13 protein-coding genes and 1 riboswitch are annotated in these 17073 nt (G+C 48.1%); of the genes, 4 read left to right on the top strand and 9 right to left on the bottom strand.

Annotated features, from left to right (window positions below):
• Nucleotides 1-10: 10 nt before the first annotated feature.
• The 3 genes from nusB to efp form a co-directional block, all read right to left on the bottom strand.
• The gene (nusB, locus tag G6R29_RS04220) at nucleotides 11-421 is read right to left on the bottom strand and encodes a transcription antitermination factor NusB (protein WP_213809110.1); all 411 of its coding nucleotides are present in this window, start codon (nucleotides 419-421) and stop codon (nucleotides 11-13) included.
• Nucleotides 418-882: an Asp23/Gls24 family envelope stress response protein gene (locus G6R29_RS04215; RefSeq protein ID WP_213809109.1), complete on the bottom strand. Its 465-nt coding sequence runs from the start codon at nucleotides 880-882 to the stop codon at nucleotides 418-420. Before G6R29_RS04215 ends, nusB begins: the two co-directional genes overlap by 4 nt.
• A 90-nt stretch (nucleotides 883-972) precedes the next feature.
• The gene (gene efp / locus G6R29_RS04210; protein WP_213809108.1) at nucleotides 973-1533 is read right to left on the bottom strand and encodes an elongation factor P; all 561 of its coding nucleotides are present in this window, start codon (nucleotides 1531-1533) and stop codon (nucleotides 973-975) included.
• A gap of 194 nt (nucleotides 1534-1727) precedes the next feature.
• Between efp and G6R29_RS04205 the strand changes: the two genes are divergently transcribed.
• From G6R29_RS04205 to G6R29_RS04195, 3 genes are read left to right on the top strand one after another with little or no spacing between them, the layout of a single operon-like run.
• Nucleotides 1728-1943: a DNA-dependent RNA polymerase subunit epsilon gene (locus tag G6R29_RS04205; protein WP_213809107.1), complete on the top strand. Its 216-nt coding sequence runs from the start codon at nucleotides 1728-1730 to the stop codon at nucleotides 1941-1943.
• 6 nt (nucleotides 1944-1949) lie between these two features.
• Entirely contained in the window at nucleotides 1950-3632 is a 1683-nt protein-coding gene (gene rnjA, locus G6R29_RS04200; RefSeq protein WP_213809106.1) for a ribonuclease J1, read from the top strand.
• A 57-nt stretch (nucleotides 3633-3689) separates the two neighbouring features.
• Nucleotides 3690-4634 carry a hypothetical protein gene (locus tag G6R29_RS04195; RefSeq protein WP_213809105.1) on the top strand — a complete coding sequence of 315 codons (945 nt, stop codon included), beginning with the start codon at nucleotides 3690-3692 and terminating at the stop codon, nucleotides 4632-4634.
• Nucleotides 4635-4805: 171 nt separating this feature from the next.
• Here the strand turns inward: G6R29_RS04195 and G6R29_RS04190 are convergent, their stop codons facing one another.
• Both G6R29_RS04190 and metK read right to left on the bottom strand, forming a co-directional pair.
• Entirely contained in the window at nucleotides 4806-5051 is a 246-nt protein-coding gene (locus G6R29_RS04190; protein WP_213809104.1) for a hypothetical protein, read from the bottom strand.
• A 79-nt stretch (nucleotides 5052-5130) separates the two neighbouring features.
• A complete protein-coding gene (gene metK, locus G6R29_RS04185) occupies nucleotides 5131-6291 on the bottom strand; it encodes a methionine adenosyltransferase (RefSeq protein WP_213809103.1) in 1161 nt (386 codons plus the stop codon).
• A gap of 83 nt (nucleotides 6292-6374) precedes the next feature.
• A riboswitch (SAM riboswitch) is annotated at nucleotides 6375-6459 on the bottom strand.
• 67 nt (nucleotides 6460-6526) lie between these two features.
• Here metK and G6R29_RS04180 point away from each other — a divergent pair.
• Nucleotides 6527-7420 carry a hypothetical protein gene (locus G6R29_RS04180; RefSeq protein ID WP_213809102.1) on the top strand — a complete coding sequence of 298 codons (894 nt, stop codon included), beginning with the start codon at nucleotides 6527-6529 and terminating at the stop codon, nucleotides 7418-7420.
• 173 nt (nucleotides 7421-7593) lie between these two features.
• Here the strand turns inward: G6R29_RS04180 and G6R29_RS04175 are convergent, their stop codons facing one another.
• From G6R29_RS04175 to ligA, 4 genes are all read right to left on the bottom strand, one after another.
• The gene (locus G6R29_RS04175; RefSeq protein ID WP_213809101.1) at nucleotides 7594-10182 is read right to left on the bottom strand and encodes a DUF1542 domain-containing protein; all 2589 of its coding nucleotides are present in this window, start codon (nucleotides 10180-10182) and stop codon (nucleotides 7594-7596) included.
• The gene (locus G6R29_RS04170) at nucleotides 10179-13484 is read right to left on the bottom strand and encodes a DUF1542 domain-containing protein (RefSeq protein ID WP_213809100.1); all 3306 of its coding nucleotides are present in this window, start codon (nucleotides 13482-13484) and stop codon (nucleotides 10179-10181) included. The genes G6R29_RS04175 and G6R29_RS04170 overlap by 4 nt, the downstream gene beginning before the upstream one ends.
• 280 nt (nucleotides 13485-13764) lie before the next feature.
• The gene (locus G6R29_RS04165; protein WP_213809164.1) at nucleotides 13765-14901 is read right to left on the bottom strand and encodes a CamS family sex pheromone protein; all 1137 of its coding nucleotides are present in this window, start codon (nucleotides 14899-14901) and stop codon (nucleotides 13765-13767) included.
• Nucleotides 14902-14971: 70 nt separating this feature from the next.
• On the bottom strand, nucleotides 14972-17011 hold the full coding sequence (gene ligA / locus G6R29_RS04160; RefSeq protein WP_213809099.1) for an NAD-dependent DNA ligase LigA: 2040 nt from the start codon (nucleotides 17009-17011) through the stop codon (nucleotides 14972-14974).
• Nucleotides 17012-17073: the final 62 nt, after the last annotated feature.

Here is a 17073-nt window from a genome sequence, read left to right as displayed (position 1 = left end):
CAAAAGATACTTAAGCGTTGTCTGGAGCGTAATTCTTTAAGACTCCGTTAACAAAAGCAGCGTCTTCTCGCGTTGAGAATTCCTTAGCCAATTCAACTGCTTCGTCGACCACAACCTTGTAAGGGGTCGGTTCTGGCAAAGTTAATTCATAGGCTGCAATTCGCAAAATTGCCAGGTTAACCCGGGCAATTCGATCGAGCTTCCATCCCGTTGCAAGGTGCTTGGCCAAGTTTTCGTCCAATTCCTTGCGGGAAGCCAAGACCCCGTTTACCAACTGTGGCAAAAAGGCTTGGTACTCGTTGTTTTGAACCACGAGGTCGTAGTCCAAGTCTAACTTATTATCGTCAGGAACATCGTTTAGCGATGCAAAGAGAATTTGCAAGGCTGCCTGTCGCTCCTCGTGTCGTGACAGTTGGGTCATTTCGCAGGCTCCTTTTGCTTGCTTTGATCAAAAAGGTGTTCCGGATCGATGTTTTGGTGATCATCGTCAGGCACAAGGCTTGAAACCGTTACGTTTACCGTATTAACCGTCAATCCTGCCAAGTTGGCCAAGTCCGTCTTCACAGCTTGTTGTACAGCAAAGGCTACCTTTGGAATGATGGCACCGAATTCAAGGACAACGGCCATGTCAACGTAGACTTCACCGTCTTCTTGCTTCAAGGAAACACCGGAAGCCTTAGGCATTGCACCAGCGACCTTGGTCAAGTACTTTGGCAAGTGGTCGTAGACGTTTTCTTGCATCGCAACAACGCCCTTAACACCCAAAGCAGCTGAGGAAGCAACTGCTTCCAAGGCAGACTTTGAAACGAGCATTTGCCCGTCAGCCATTTCTTCTTTGGTTAATAAAAAGTTCTTGTTCATCAAATCGTTGGACTTTGCCATCGGCTTTCCTCCTCTATGACCAGTTTGCGTTTTAAATCCAGTCTTACAAAAGACAAAAGACTGCTTACCGTAAGGAAAGCAGTCAATACATTAGGCGCGACCCTTGTATGATCCGTCTTCCGTGTTAACGATGATCATGTCACCTTCGTTAACGAAGTCAGGAACAGTGATCGTAGCACCCGTTTCAACAACGGCTGGCTTACCAGAACCCGTTGCAGTAGCACCCTTGATACCTGGTTGTGTTTCTTCAACCTTCAAAGTAACAGAAACAGGCAAGTCAGCGCCGAGCACTTCTGAACCGTACATCGTGATCTTCACTTCCATACCTTCAAGCATGTACTTCAAGGCGTTTTGCAAGTTTGAATCAGGGATGTTGATCTGTTCAAACGTTTCCGTGTCCATGAATACTCGTCCGTCGTTTTCGGCGTACAAGTATGACATTGGACGAGTCGTAATTTCAGCAGTTTCAAACTTATCACCAGGACGGAACGTTACTTCGTTCACCGCTCCCGTACGCAAGTTCTTCAACTTTGAGCGGACAAAGGCCGCTCCCTTACCAGGCTTAACGTGTTGGAATTCCAATACACGCCAGATTGAGTTTGAGTACTCAATTGTCAAACCTGTTTTCAAATCGTTCATTCCGATTGCCATAAAGCATATCCCTCGTTTATTCTTGATTACTGAATATTATAGCAAAAAAAATGCTCGTCCGCACGGTTCTCTTGCGAATTTTTCGCCTAATTTCGTCTAATAAAAGTCGTCACTCCTTTCTATATATGCTAAAATAGCAGTTAAGGTTTTCGATTCGTGACAAAATAAAAGAACAGATTTTAGGAGAAAACAACATGGTCTTTAAAGTTTATTATCAAGACAGTATGGATAAGAACCCAAAGCGTGAATTCACGCAATCTTTCTACGTAGAGGCTGACAACCACGCCGACGCATACGCAATGGTTCAAAAGAACAACAAGAACTACAACATCGAAACGGTTGAAGAACTCTCTGACGCAGCACTGGTGTACGAACAGGCTGATCCAGAATTCTCAATCACGACTTTTTAATTCTTCATGGATAAAGTTGACATCAAGCCCAACGAAGTTGCGGTTTACGCCCTTGGTGGTCTAGGCGAAATCGGGAAGAACACCTACGGTATCGAATACCAAGATGAAATCATCATTGTCGATGCCGGTATCAAGTTCCCGGAAGACTCCCTTTTAGGGATTGACTACGTCATCCCCGACTACTCGTACTTAGTCGAAAACATCGACAAGGTCAAAGGCCTTGTCATCACCCACGGACACGAAGACCACATTGGTGCGATTGCTTATTTCTTACAAGCAGTTAACGTGCCGGTTTACGCGGGTCCATTAGCAATGGCTTTGATCCGCAACAAGTTGGAAGAAAAGCAAATGTTAAACCGGGTGGAGCTCCACGAAATCACAGACGGTTCCGTGGTGGACTTCGGTAAGACTTCTGCTGAATTCTTCCGAACAACCCACTCAATTCCTGACGTCTTTGGAATTGCCATCAAGACACCCGTTGGAACAATCGTTGAAACCGGTGACTTTAAGTTTGATTTGACCCCTACCACGAAGCAAAAGCCAAACCTCTGGTCAATGGCTCGCATCGGTGAAGAAGGTGTCTTGCTCTTAATGTCCGATTCAACCAACGCGGAACGTCCTGAATGGACAAAATCCGAAGCGTGGGTTCAAAAGACGGTTGATAAGTTGTTCAAGCAATTGAAGCACGGACGAATCATCTTTGCTACTTTCGCTTCCAACATGAACCGGATTAAGATGGCAACGGACGCTGCCATTGCAAACGGTCGTAAGATTGCGGTTTTCGGTCGTTCAATGGAATCGGCCATCACAAATGGTCGTGCCCTGGGATACTTAGATATCCCCGAAGACGCCTTGATTGAACAGTCTCAAATCAAGAACATCCCAGATGATGAACTCTTGATTATGTCAACTGGTTCTCAGGGTGAATCAATGGCTGCCTTGGCTCGAATCGCCAACGGTACGCACAAGCAAGTGCGTTTGAAGCCAAAGGATAACGTCATCTTCTCATCTTCTCCAATTCCTGGTAACACGGCATCTGTTAACGCCGTGATTAACAAGTTGGAAGAAGGTGGCGCAAACGTCATCCACGGAAAGTTAAACAACATTCACACTTCTGGTCACGGTGGCCAAGAAGAACAGAAGTTGATGCTTTCACTCATGAAGCCTAAGTACTTCATGCCCGTCCACGGTGAGTTCCGCATGTTGAAGGTTCACGCCGGATTGGCTGAAGAATTAGACATTCCAAAGGAAAACACCTTCATCCAAGAAAACGGTGACGTTTTGGCCTTCGACGGCGTAAACGAACCACGCTTGGCCGGTCACTTCCCTGCGGAAGACACATACATTGATGGTTCTGGTATCGGTGATATCGGTTCCGTTGTCTTGCACGATCGATTGAAGCTGTCACAAGACGGCTTGGTTATCGTGACGGCAACCATCGACCTGAAGAAAAAGGAAATCCTTTCTGGCCCAGACATCCTCTCCCGTGGTTTCGTTTACATGCGCGAATCCGGTGATTTGATTAACGACGGTCGTCACGTGATTTTTAATACGATTCGTAAGGTAATGTCTCAAAAGACACCTTCTGAATCGGACATTCGTCAGGCCATCATCGATGACTTGTCAAAGTATCTACACAAAGAAACGGCCCGAAAGCCAATGATTTTGCCAATGCTTATCATGGTTTAAGGCAAATTGGCATGCTTCGGCATGCCTTTTTTCAAGCAAATCTTTAGGAGGGTGACGATGCCCACACAAGCACACATCTTCGTTGAATCAAAGCTCGTCCGACAAAAGGATCAGGGCGCACTTGATCAACTCCAAGGACAATTAACTCAGAGCGGACTTGCGGTTTCCTTCCGCAAGTCCCGTCCCCACCATTCACTCTTTCAAAAGGCTAAGTTAGTCGCGCGCGATAAGGCTTTCTCAGAACAGAACCTTCCGATCGTTGTCATTGGAAACGAAGGTTCAAGAAACGAAGTGCTTTCTGGCTTCTTAGCTGTGGATGAAAATAAGAAGCACCCGATTCTTCTGGTTTCATGGCCTGAAAAGGGCGGCCACATTGAAGCTTTGATCAGTCAAATCATGACGTCCTTGGCGGCGATGCAAATCAAAGAAGCGCCGGTCGGACTCATTTCCGGCGACGTCCCCTCAAAGGGACAACGATACTTCCTGGATTACGTCCAGGTCGGGCAAGACTTTTCCGCCCTACTTCCAAAGTTTGACCAAAAGTTTGCCATCAAGGAAGCTTGGCGCCAGTTTTTGAACTTCTGGAACTTTCTTTCAAGTAACCAGAATGCGTTAACTTTCGGTTGGACGCTTCGACATGGGCGCACCTACCAGCACTTCTCAAAGACGCTTGGGATGCAGATTCTGAACAACGGTTTGGATGAAAAGGCCGAAACAGAAGCACCCTACACCATCCGTTTGGTGAACCAGGTGCCATGGCCGAAAATCTTCTTAACCTACTTCCAAGGCAAGAAGGGGCGCCAAAACCCTTCCCGTCGTGGTTTTCTTTCCTTTGACATCAAGGAACAGGCCGACATCCACGTTCGCGACATTCAGTCCGTAAAGACTGACGGTCGTCCTTTGGACAACGGGGCCTACACCTTCACCTTATCTACATGGGGCACTTACCCATTGATTGAGGCCGTACAGGTTAAGCCGGAAGGCAAGCACCACAACAAATAAGCAATTAAAAAGACGACCCGCTGGGGTCGTCTTTTTTCGTTTCATCCTTGACGAACAAGGCTTAATCAAAAACTATCATATCTTGCCTTAACGCATAAGGCTCTCGACTACTTTTATTTTATGAAGTCGTGTACACTTTGTCCAATTTCAATGTCATTTAGGACAAGGCCCTTATTGCTTTTCTTTCTTCAGTTCTCGTCTCTTCAACTTCAAGACCAAACGAGCAACACGCGTCATCTCTTTATCTTTCTCTTCTTTTTTATCCACGTAAAAAGAAAGAATACCCCAAATCCACACGAGAATGGCAGCAAGAAAAAGGGACCATTTAGCACCGGTTGTCAAATAGGCCACACCAAGGCAAACTTGAATAACCCAAATCACATTCAGGATTCTCTTGTTCAGCACCACTTTGCTCATAGTTACTCCTTAAAATCAATCAATACCGCTATTTTATCAAAAAAAAAAACGACAACGTCGTCTTTTTTCATTCAATTAATTAACCAAGCTTTGCCTTGATGGCTTCCACCTTATCCAACTTTTCCCATGGAAGGTCCAAGTCAGGACGGCCGAAGTGACCGTAGGCAGCGGTTTGCTTGTAGATTGGCTTTTGCAAGTCCAAGGCCTTGATGATGGCCAATGGACGGAAGTCGAAGAGTTCTTCAACGATTTCTTCGATCTTATCTTCTGAAACCTTAGCTGTACCGAAAGTGTCGATGTTAAGTGACACCGGCGCAGCCACACCGATGGCGTAGGCCACCTGCAATTCGGCCTTCTCAGCCAAGCCAGCAGCAACCAAGTTCTTGGCGACGTAGCGGGCGTAGTAAGCACTGGAACGGTCAACCTTGGTGGCATCCTTACCAGAGAAGGCTCCCCCACCGTGGTGAGCGGCTCCACCGTAGGTATCAACGATGATCTTACGACCAGTCAAACCAGAGTCGGCTTGTGGTCCTCCAAGAACAAAGCGACCGGATGGGTTGATGTAGAACTTCGTGTCTTCGTCAACCAAGTTAGCTGGCAACACTGGGTCCAAAACAAGCTTCTTCATGTCGGCACGCAATTGATCCAACGAAACATCTTCACCGTGTTGCGTTGACAAGACAACGGCGGCGATGCGTTCCACTTGACCGTCGTTTGACAAGGCCAACGTCACTTCCCCCTTGGCGTCGGGACGCAAGTATGAAACGGCGCCTTCTTCACGGACGGCACGGATTTGGCGCATCATTTGATGTGACAAATCAAGGGCCAATGGCAAGTAGTCGTCCGTTTCGTTAGTCGCGTATCCAAAGACCATTCCTTGGTCGCCGGCACCCAACTGGTCGGGATCGTCTTCGGCGGCGTCAACGGCCTGGGCGATGTCTGCTGACTGTTCAACAATCTTGTTTGAAACGTTGATGGAATCGGCTGAGAAGCCAAGTTCTGGCTTGTCGTACCCGATGGCACGAACCGTTTCAACGGCAATTTGACGAATGTTCACGTAGGCCTTCGTTGAGAGTTCACCGAAAATGGAAACATCCCCGGTTGAAGTCGTGACTTCGATGGCGGCGCGGGCCTGTGGGTCCTTTTCCAAAACGGCGTCTAAGATGGCATCTGAAATTTGGTCAGCCACCTTGTCGGGGTGTCCGTTGGCAACGGATTCGGCGGTAAAGTACTTTGTCATGTTTCTGTCTCCTTTAGTCTCTCACACATCAAGAAAGGCAAATAAAAAACGCCCAGGACCAGCCTGAGCGAATCATGCGACTTGGTCTATCTTACAGAATTACCACCGTGCGAATGCCGGTTGGTGCAGGTTCATCGTGCTGTATCACTTCCCTGCTCTTGATAGTGTTGTAATGTATAAAACTTATTATAAATGATAAAATAAGAAAGCACAACTACAGTAAAGGAAAACGACGATGGTTGAACATGATGATCAACAAGTAAATGATGATGTAAAAGTCCCTACCGAGGGCGATTCCAAAGCGTCTTCTGGATTTAAATTTGGGCAGCAAAACGCGCAAAATTTCTTTTCAAGAGCTCGTCGAAACAGCGAAGAGAAAGCGGCAGCGGAAGAAAACAAGCCATCACCGGCAGAAGTATACGCGAAACTGCCAGCCGTTAACCGTTGGACGGTGCCGGTGGTCGCTATCGCCTTCCCACTAATTTGGTGGCTGAAGCCAATGCTGAACGGCACGCTCGTCAATCGCTTGACCTTCGCTCAGGTTTGGCCGCTTTTGCTGTACTCCTTTTGTACGGCGCTTGCGATGGGTTTTCTCATCAGCTCCCGCTTCGTAAAGAAAGACTGGCGGGTGTATGCGGCGCTCGTGGCATCGCTTGTGGTGCTCGTGAACTCGTCGTTGCGGACGCGCTTTGAAATCTTGGCGCTGCTCTTGCTCTTCTTGTTGGTGTTAGCCATATTGCCCTTCACCCTGGTTCAATTACAAAACGGTCTCGGCCTACTGGCCTTGACCTCTATGGTCGCCTTCACGGTGCCTGTCTGCATCACTTTCTTGGCAAACAACTACGTCGACAACGCCTTCTTGAATGAGGCTTGGACCTTTTTCTACACCACGCTCTTTTACTTAACGCCTTTGGTCTTACCAAAGGCGAAAGGGCGCCTGTTAGGTTTGCTAACTGGATCCGCCTTTTTGATTAACGTCCTTCTCTTCCACGCTTTTGGAACGGGCGTTATCGTGGCTCTCGTGCTCACGCTTGGCACTTACGTCCTTTCATTCATTCGACCTTTAACTTACCGAGTACAAGCTATCACGGCTTCGATTGCCCTCTTATTAACCATGCTGTTCATTTAAAGGACAGCAAAAAAAGACCGGAACGTTTAAAAAAACGTCCGGTCTTTTTTTGAGGTGCTCATCTCCTACAATCAGCACTTCATGATCACGTCTTATGCCTCACCTTACTTCTGTCTGCAGAATCTGCATAGGAGTTAAAACGAGCCATAAGAATTGGTGCTTAAGCACCGTTCTTAGCCTTGGTCACGCTTCTTCGTTGCAAAGTAAGCAAGAGAAGTAAGCGTAGCCGTCATCCCAAGCATGATTTCCGTCAACACGTTTGAAAGGTTCGCCCGCTTTCCTGCCTCTGGCAAAGCGGTCAAGTGACCGTCTTGTGCAGCAGACAAGGCGTCCTCAAAATTAGTCAACAAATCACGGATGGCATCCGTTGATTCTGCCTGGTCAAGCTTTTCAAAGAAATCACTTTGAACCTTGTCCAACATCTTCAAACGGAGTTCCTTCTTCAGGTGGGTGAGGTTCATATCGTTTTCGATGGCCTTCTTCATGGCGGCAACACGGGCTGCTACCTTGTCCTTGGCCACTTGCTTTTGCTGGTTCAAAGACAAACCTGACAAGTGAACATCTTCGAAGAGGTCCATCGCGGCTTCCTTTTCAAGGAAAAGCGCGTCGGCGTCTTCAGCATTCATCAAAGCGGCCTTCTTTTGCGCCCAGTTCTGATCAAGGCTCGCCTTTTGGGCTGCCTTTTCGTCTTCACTCAAAGTAGGGTCCCGGTCGATTTGTGCCTTGGCCTTGGCCAAAGCATCTTCCATTTGCTTTTGAATCTTTGCCTTCTGGTCATCGATTGAACCGTTTGAAGCCATCTGTTCGTCGACCTTTTGCACCTGATTATCAAAGGTTGGGTCGTCAATCTGATCCGTCAACTTATCCTTGTTTACGGTGTGGTCGATGGCCGCCTTATTTTCTTCCGCAGCGGCATCAATCTTGGCTTTGGCCTTTTCCTTCTGGTCCTTGGTCAAGGTCTTCATGGCATCGATGTCGGCCTTTTTCTTAGCCCCGTCAACGGCCGCCTTGTCCTTGATAACGGCCTTATCCAAATCTTCTTTGGCCTTTTGCTTTTCCTTTGAAGACAGGTTGTCCATCTTATCGATGGCATTCTTCTTAGCAGTAGCGTCTCGGTCAATGGCGTCCTTGGCAGAAGCCTTTTGTTGGTCCATGGATGGTTGTTTAGCAATCTTATCCATGATGGCGTCGCGGTGGGATGGGAAAGTCGATTCCGCGCCTTGCTTAATCAAGGCGTCGGCATCGATACTGTCATCAATCTTATCCTTCGCTTCTGTTGCGTAGTAATCGATTTCAAACTTTGCCTTTTCCTTATCATCAGCTGAAAGTTTGTCCATGGCATCAATCTCAACCTTACGGGCATCGGCATCTTCATCAACGGCGTCCATTGCCTTTACTTTTTGCTTGTAAAGAGACTCGTTGTTTCCAACACCATCAATAATTCCGGAGGCATTCTTTTCATACGAACCATTTTCGAAATTGTTCGTCAAGTCATCCTTATCGTGTGAACCGTTAATTTGATTCTTTGCACGCTTGGCTTCTTTATCAAGGTCATCTTTGGCTTTGGATTTCTCGCCATCGCTCAAGTTGTTCATCGAATCGATGGACGCTTTCTTCACGTCGATATCCTGGTCAATTAGATCCGTGGCGTCTTTCTTCTGCTTTTCCAAGCTGTCTTGCTTATTCAAGTCATCAAAGATGCTATCCGTATCCATTTTGAAGGAAAGGCCATCATCTTCCTTTGCCTGGATGTCATCGGCACTCGTTGAGGCGTTGACCTTGTCCAAGGTCTTCTTTTCTTCGGCACGGACCTTTTCCTTGGCGGCATCCTTGTCCGTCTGCGAAATGTTGTCCATGTTATCGATTTGACCCTGTTGACGGGCGGATTCGTTTTTCACTTTGTCTTGTGACTTCTTCAAGGCGTCGGCAAAGGCTTTCACCTTATCCTTGGCGTCTTGAACATCTTTGTCAAAGTTGGTGTTATTTACGATGTCGACCAGTGAATCCGTGTCATGGTTACCACCATCAAACACGTGGTCCAAACCTGCAACCTGGTTTTCGATGACATCGTTTGCCTTTTTGGCATCCGCCTTCACCTTATCTTGAACAAGGGCCTTTGCCTTCTCATCCAAACCATCGAGGTTGTCCAAGCTCTTTTGTGCTTCTTCGGTCTTGTGCTTAATGGCTGCCTTAGCGGCTTCCTTTTGCTGATCGGTGTTTGTCTTTTCGGAAAGCTTATTCTTCACGACATCAACAGAAGAATTTGTATCAAAAGCGTTCTTTCCATCGGACAGCTCAGAAGAATCCTTTGCACCTGAAATGGCCTTCTGAGCCTTTTCATAATCTTGATTGATCTTTGCTAATTCAGACTTGGCTGCATTGTTCACATCGCCATCGACATTACCATCGCTGTCCTTGGCCAAGTCAAGCATGGCTTTGATTTTCGCCTCGGCATCTGCCTTTTGCTTTTCGATGATTGCTTGAGCTGCCTTCTTAGCAGCGTCAAGGGCTGCTTGACGCTTAGCTGCATCCTGATTGGCTTGCTCTTGAGCAACTCGATTCTTTTCATCAGCAGCTGAGGCAGCTTTTTTCTTGTCTTCCAAAACGGAAGCCTTTGATTTAGCATCCAAATCCGCGTTTTCGTAATCTGTCTTAGCTCGATCAGCAGCATCATTCGCAGTGTTCAAAGCGTTTTGAGCCTTGTTCACTTCACCATCTGCCTGATCGACCGCGGCCTTGGCATTTGCTTCATCCTGCTTCAATTCACTAAGGGGCTTCTTATTATTTTGATCGGTTGGGGTCGTTTTCGAACCACTTGGTTGCGTATCCGGATTCGTTGGTTCGAACTTGAATCCCCGGAGCCATCCGTCTTTGATTTTTCCGCTTCCTCTACCGCCTGCTTTGCCTTATCGTACGCACCGTCTGCCTCTTTTTTGGCAGTGTCTGCCTTTTTCTTTTCACCTTCAGCTTCGAGCTTCTTTTTGTCAGCTTCTTCCTTCTTAGACTGCTCACCTTCAAGCTTTGCCTTCGTTTCACCGTCCAGACGTTCTGCTTCAGCCAATTCATGGTCTGCCTTTTCCTTAGCAGCCTGTGCAGCATCCGCTTCCTTCTTTGACTGCTCGGCTTCAGCGGCCTTCTTTGAGATTGTGTCCCAATCGTCTTGCTTAGCCTTGGCAAGTGCTTCTTCAACACCCTTGTTTGATGTTGCGTTCTGGTCGGCGTTGCTGAAGTCTTCGTCCTTTGTCACGGCATTCACCGCATCACGACTCTTCTTAGCAGCGTTTTCAATGTCCGCCTTCGCCTTTGACTTTTCCGTTTCAGACAAATTCTTCAAAGCATCAACGGCAGCCTTGGCGTCCTTTTCCTTTTGATCGATGACAGCCTGGCGGGCCTTCTTCTTGTTATCCAAGAGTTGGCCAGCAACTTCGCCCTTCGCCTTATTGAAAGCGTCGTCAACGTCCGTTCCCTGCTTAGCTTGATCAATATCAGCGGCCATCTTATCGAAGTTTGTTACGCCTTCGATACGCTTGTCGACGTCGTTTTCAGCATCCGTAATCTTCTGCTTCAACTTCTCACGCTGATTAGGCGCAAGGTCCGTCATCTTATCAATTTCAGCACGCTTGGCATCGGCGTCCTTCTTGATATCGCCCTTGGCGTTATCCTTTGCTTGACGCAGCGCTTCTTCCTTCTTGCGAAGGTTTTCAGCCGCGTACTTCGTCGCATCGTCCTTGGCTTTTTCAATGGCGTTGGCTAATGTCTTTTCAGCTTTTTTCTTCGCCAATTCATCGGCATCAGACACGCCATCGAATGAGTCAGCATACGTCTTCTTTGCCCTTTCAACATCATCTTGGAGCTGCTTAATTTGGTCAGAATCCAAGCCCGTGTTTTTCCCAATTTCATCTTGAGCAGCCTTTGCTTCGTCGCCGGCATTCTTCTTGGCAACCTCAATCAGGCCGTCAATTGGCAAGTTTTTGGGAATCGGCATTTCCGCATTCTTCACGAGTTCTTCAACGCGGGCCGCGTTTGGCGCGTCCTTGACCAAGTTCTTGATACGGTCTGCTTCAGCTTGAACTTGACGGTAAGCCTCTTGCTTCTCGTCTTCGGTCAAGTTATTCATCTTCTTGATGTCAGCATTTGCTTGGTCGGCCTTCTTTTGAACGTCGTTTTCTGCAGACTCCTTGGTTTTATTGAAGCTATCAGCCGCAACTTGCCCCTTCTCTTCAATCTTTTTGGCAAAGTCAGACCCGGACGAGGCCGAAGGTATCTCGTCTGTTGTCCGTGCCGCATCAATCTTATTCACGAAGTCCGTGTAATCGTTTGTCAGGTTCGTATCGTAGGTATTCTTTTGATTCTGGGTTAACTTGTCGTTGTAGTTAATGTCAGTAATCTTGTCCGTTACTAATCGTGCAGCCGAATGACGGGCTTCCTTCTTCTTGTCCGTCAAAACCTTTAGGTCCGCTTCCGCCTTCGCGCGGATGGCGTTCACCTTCATGGCGTCGTTGGCGTCCTTTGATTCAAGGTCCTCTTTTGCCTTCAAAACGGCATTATCGATGGCGTCCTTTTGGTGTTGCTTTTCGTCGGGCGTTAACCCACCATCGAGGTCAATCTTGGACTTTGCATCCGTCGCCCGTTGGTCCAAATCGCTCTTCACCGTTTCCCCAGTTTGGGCAATGGAAGTCTTCGCGCTATCCTTTCGTTCGTCCAGTGTCTGGTTCGGCTTGATCAAGATGCCAGCATAGGCTTCACCTGGTAAATGACTCAAAATCTTGTCGTCCAAGTCTTCCGCATTTGAAACCGAGTCAAACTTTTCCTTCAACTGAGCGGTTACCTTATCGATTTCGGGATAAAGCTTTTCACGTTCTTCCGTCGTCAAGTCGGGGTCGGTATCAATTTCAGTCCGCTTTGTCTTTGCTGCCTCTTCAATGCTTGCAAAGACTTCGTCTTTTCGGTCTTTAACGGATGGATTTGACTTGTGCTTGGCCTCGGCTGCAGCCTTTCGCTTATTAATCACATCCTGAACACTGTCGGCGTTATCCTGTTGTTCCACGTCGTAGTCTGTTCCAGCAAAAGCCGTATCAACTTCAAACTTCTGGTCCTGTTTTTCCTGGTGGTTCAACGTGTCATCGCTATCGATTGCGTCGTACAGCTCTTTCTTGGCCTTTTCAATGGCTTCTTTTGCCGCTAACTTCTTGGCCTTTGATTCCACACGGCGTTGCAAAGCTTTTTGAATTTCTTGCTTCAAAACGGATTGCGTACGTAATTGAAGTCGTGGCGTTGTATAGCTTTGCTCACCCAAATTACCATCGGATGTATAAGACACCTGAATACTGTCGACATTATTATCAAACTGATCGGATAGCAAGATTTTGTGTTCCTTGCCCAGATTGTTGTATTCGGTATGTGGGAAAATGGTTTTCTTTGGCTCAACGGCCACACCGGCAAAGACAGTTTGCTTTCTCGTATCGACGTCTCGGTAATTTTCACGGGCACGACTATATCTTTTGTAGATATGGTAGCTGTTTGGTTGGCCGTCTTTTCCCATCAGGATGGAAACGGAATTGGCACGTCCCTGGGGCCAGATTGAAATTTGCGTCTTTCCACCGACGTAGGCGGCGATGTTCTTACCCGTATCCGGGTCCTTTCGAACGTAGACGTTCTTAACTTGGTAGTCAATCCATTGGTCGTAGTTACCACCAGCTTGTTTTTCTGGCCCACTTAATAAGAGGTCGATATAAGACTGGTCACGCCCCTCTTTTCGGGCGCGTTCGATTTCTTTACTGATACGAGCAACCTTTTGAACCTTTGCCAGGTTAACCCACTTACCAACAACGGCCCCTTCCGGGTCGTCGAAGGTCACGTCATCGACCGTATCGTATGTTTTATTTCCATCGATGTCTCCTGAGTTGACGGCGCGGTCCGCTTCCCATTGGAAAGAATCGGCTGACGCGTCTAAGCCTAGTGGCGACATCCCCAAAAGCGCAGAGACGGTACTCGTACCCACTCCACCTGTGAGCGCCAATGAGATCAAGAAAGACTGTAGGACGACTTTCTTGTTTTTTTGCATTTCATTTTTCGTGATCATATATAACTGCAAATCCTTATTTATATTTATTGTGACTTCACAAGTGTACAGCCCCATTATTGCAGGCCACGGCGCGCTTTGTTGCAAATGCGTGTATTTTTATAACAAGCGTTTCAAACCCTTAGAACAACGGTCCTTTAAGCTGGAATGGCGCATAAAAAAGGACGATGTTTACACACCGTCCTTTGAGAGGTTTTCATTCAAAGCAAAAAAGCCGCCCGCGGTTCGCGGGCGACTTGAATAATGCCTTAAAATAATAAATTTACATCATCGTCACGGTGTAAGACTTATCGTCTGACTTACGGACCAGGAGAGCCTGGGTCTCGTTAGCCGTCTTAATCGTGATCTGAACGTTTGCTGATGATGGGAGGAACTTCACGGCCGCCGATGAGACGTAGTTCGTGAAGGCCTCAATTTCAGTCTGTGAGTAGAATTGTGTCGTGACCGTCACCTTCATGGACGTTATCTTACCGTTCTCAAACTTACCCGTGGCAGTTGCCCCGGCGATGTTTGGGAAGAAGTTGGCAATATCGTTTTTGAAGTTCGTGAAGCCAGTGTTTTCATCAGAGCCAAGGGATGAAGAATCTGAAGATTCCTTCGGGAAGACCACCGTCTTCTGGTCGATTGGCGTCCAGGCCGTCAAGGCCGTAGAACGCTTTGACGTCGCTTCTGAGTAGAAGTATCCCCCGCCAAGAGAATCTTCCGGTGCGTTGGCGTACATGGCCAAGACAATCGGAATGTTCTTTGGAACACCCTCTTGTTCACGGATTCGCTTGATGATCTTTGGTGCAATCTTCTTACCGTATTCAACTCGTTTTTCTTCTGAGATGTTTTGGTAGTAGTTTGCCCCGTACTGTTCCTTCTGGTAGATGTCTTGCGTGTTCATCGCCACACCAACAACCATCCCGGCAAGGCGCAGGTTGGAACCATCCTTTGTCATGAAGTCCTGTTCCGTCATACTTTGAATGTAGATTGGCTCACGGTCACTATCCGTCTTTCCGTTATCCTTTGGGTTCAAACCATTTGGGTTCGAATCGGATTGACGGGCAAGAAGGGATGACATCGTGTCCGAGCTCAAGTACTGGCCTTCTTGGAAGATGTAACGACCAGTCTTGAAGTGGCTCTTGGCCACGTTCAACAAACCTGATTCGAAGTCCTTTGTATCGACCTGGTTTCCTTGTGACGTCGCCGTCAAACCACGGGCAGCGGAGGTCAAATAGTGGCCATCTTTAATAACGGTTTGGTACTGGCCAGCACCGTTTTGTGTCAGTTGAACACCCTTGCTCTTGCTAACGGAAGGGCCAACGGATGACAAGTTAACAAAGTAGAAGAAAAGACCAAGAACAATGACCACGGCAAGGCCAATCCAAATCCAGCTTTTCGTTTTGATACGCTTCAACATTGTATTTCCTCTTTATTTGGTGATGTGAATAAGGGATTGTCCAGCTTGCACTGGAAAGAAGCCCAACTTATTCACCATCATTTGCTTGAGCAGACAAGAAGTCTTGTTCATTCCAAACCGTAACGCCGAGGTCTTCGGCCTTTGTCAGCTTGGAACCAGCATCTGTTCCCGCAATCACGAGGTCCGTCTTCTTCGAAACGGAACCCGTGACGGAAGCGCCGTGCCCCTCTAACCAGGCAGCGATTTCGCTTCTCGAACTCTTCTCTAGTTTACCAGTCAAAACAATCTTTTTACCATAGAAAAATGAATTTTCATCGATTGGTCCCTGGTCGGACTTGTAGTCCATGTTAACCCCGGCTTGTGCGAGCTCGGCGATCAGTGCTTGCGCTTCTGGTTCCTTGAAGTACTTTACCAAGGAATCGGCAATGGCCTGGCCGACTCCGTCAATCGAGACAATGTCTTCGACCGATGCGGAAGCGACTCGCCCAAGAGAGCCCAACGACTGCAAAATCGTCTTTGCCGCCTTAGCACCAACCAAACGCACACCTAATCCAAAGAGCAGGCGATCGGCAGAGTTTTCCTTTGAAGCCGCAATGGCCGCAATCAAGTTATCTGCTGACTTTTCCTTGAACTTATCGAGCGTCAGAAGTTCTTCGCGCGTCACGGAGTAGATGGAAGCCACGTCTTTGACCAAGCCCTTGTCCAACAACTGCGTGACAATCTGTGGGCCCAAGCCGTCGATGTTCATGGCGTTTCGTGAGGCAAAGTGCGTTAATCCTTCTTGAATCTGAGCCGGACATGCCGGGTTCATACAGCGGAGAATGACTTCCCCTTCCACGTGGACAAGTTCGGCGCCACAGGCGGGACAAGTCGTTGGAATCACGTACTTTTCCGCATCCTTTGGACGCTTGGACAACACAACTTGTCCAATTTCAGGAATGATATCACCGGCCTTGTGCAAGGTTACCGTGTCCCCGATGCGAACGTCTTTTTGTTCCAAGTAGTCCGGGTTGTGGAGGGAGGCACGCTGAACGGTCGTTCCAGCCAAGAGGACGGGATCCATGGCGGCCGTTGGGGTGACGGCACCAGTTCGTCCAACCGTCCATTCGATATCTCGAACAACGGTTTCCTCTTCTTCTGGTGGGAACTTGTAGGCGATGGCCCAACGAGGAACCTTCACCGTGTTTCCAAGGTCAACCTGGTCGTCGAAGTTGTTGACCTTCACGACGACACCGTCGATTCCGTATGGCAATTCGTCACGGGAGGCCGTGAATTCTTCGAGGTAAGGGCCAACTTCGGCCATCTTATCGAAAACACGGTTGTCGGGGTTGGTAGGAAGACCCAACTCACGGAAGCGCTCTAAGAGCCCGGATTGGGTCGTCACGCCGATCTGATCTGGTTCGGCCGTGTAGTACATGAAGGCAGACAAATTACGCTTCTTTGTCTCGTTTGCGTCCAACTGACGAAGTGATCCGGCAGCGGCGTTTCGAGGGTTCGCGAAGGGTTCTTGTCCGTCCGCTTCACGTTCCTCGTTCAGCTTGGCAAAGGAAGCCTTTGGCATGTAGATTTCACCACGGGCTTCAAAGGTCACTGCTTCCTTCAACTGCTTTGGTACGTCGTTGATGGTGAAGACGTTTGCGGTCACGTCTTCTCCGATGAGTCCGTTTCCACGCGTTGAGGCCTGAACCAGCTTTCCCTGTTCGTACTTCAGGTTGATGGCCAAACCGTCAATCTTCAACTCCAAATTATACTTTGGTTGAAAGCCCAAGGCCTTCTTGGTGCGGTCTTCCCATTCCTGCAATTCATCTAGGGAGAATACATCCCCCAAAGACAACATTGGAACCGGGTGTTGCACCTTTGGCAAGCCAGACTTCGTCTGTGCCCCACCGACGTTTTGCGTTGGGGAATCCTGGGTGACAAACTGTGGGAAGGCCGCTTCCAAGGCTACCAAGCGCGCGTATTTTGCGTCGTAGACGTGGTCTTCAACGAGGGGCGCATCCTTTTCGTAGTAGGCGATTCCGTAGTCAGTCAGCTCGTCTTGCAGACCCAAAATCTCCTTCTTGGCTTCATCGGTTGTGAGCGTTTTGATGTCTTTTTCTTCGACCATATCGCACCTTCCTTACTTTCTTGCTATGTACTTGGGCCGACCCTTTTAGCCGTAGCTATAAA

Source organism: Fructobacillus broussonetiae, from assembly GCF_018437275.1.
GTDB classification, from domain to species: Bacteria; Bacillota; Bacilli; order Lactobacillales; family Lactobacillaceae; genus Fructobacillus; species Fructobacillus broussonetiae.
Note: the sequence above shows the minus strand (reverse complement) of the source record. Positions and strands in the feature narration are given on the sequence as shown.

Coding starts and splice junctions, on each gene's coding strand:
- G6R29_RS04195 (WP_213809105.1), top strand. CDS start 3,690: ATGCCCACACAAGCACACATCTTCGTTGAATCAAAGCTCGTCCGACAA.
- nusB (WP_213809110.1), bottom strand. CDS start 421: ATGACCCAACTGTCACGACACGAGGAGCGACAGGCAGCCTTGCAAATT.
- rnjA (WP_213809106.1), top strand. CDS start 1,950: ATGGATAAAGTTGACATCAAGCCCAACGAAGTTGCGGTTTACGCCCTT.
- efp (WP_213809108.1), bottom strand. CDS start 1,533: ATGGCAATCGGAATGAACGATTTGAAAACAGGTTTGACAATTGAGTAC.
- G6R29_RS04215 (WP_213809109.1), bottom strand. CDS start 882: ATGGCAAAGTCCAACGATTTGATGAACAAGAACTTTTTATTAACCAAA.
- metK (WP_213809103.1), bottom strand. CDS start 6,291: ATGACAAAGTACTTTACCGCCGAATCCGTTGCCAACGGACACCCCGAC.
- G6R29_RS04170 (WP_213809100.1), bottom strand. CDS start 13,484: ATGCAAAAAAACAAGAAAGTCGTCCTACAGTCTTTCTTGATCTCATTG.
- G6R29_RS04180 (WP_213809102.1), top strand. CDS start 6,527: ATGGTTGAACATGATGATCAACAAGTAAATGATGATGTAAAAGTCCCT.
- G6R29_RS04205 (WP_213809107.1), top strand. CDS start 1,728: ATGGTCTTTAAAGTTTATTATCAAGACAGTATGGATAAGAACCCAAAG.
- G6R29_RS04190 (WP_213809104.1), bottom strand. CDS start 5,051: ATGAGCAAAGTGGTGCTGAACAAGAGAATCCTGAATGTGATTTGGGTT.
- ligA (WP_213809099.1), bottom strand. CDS start 17,011: ATGGTCGAAGAAAAAGACATCAAAACGCTCACAACCGATGAAGCCAAG.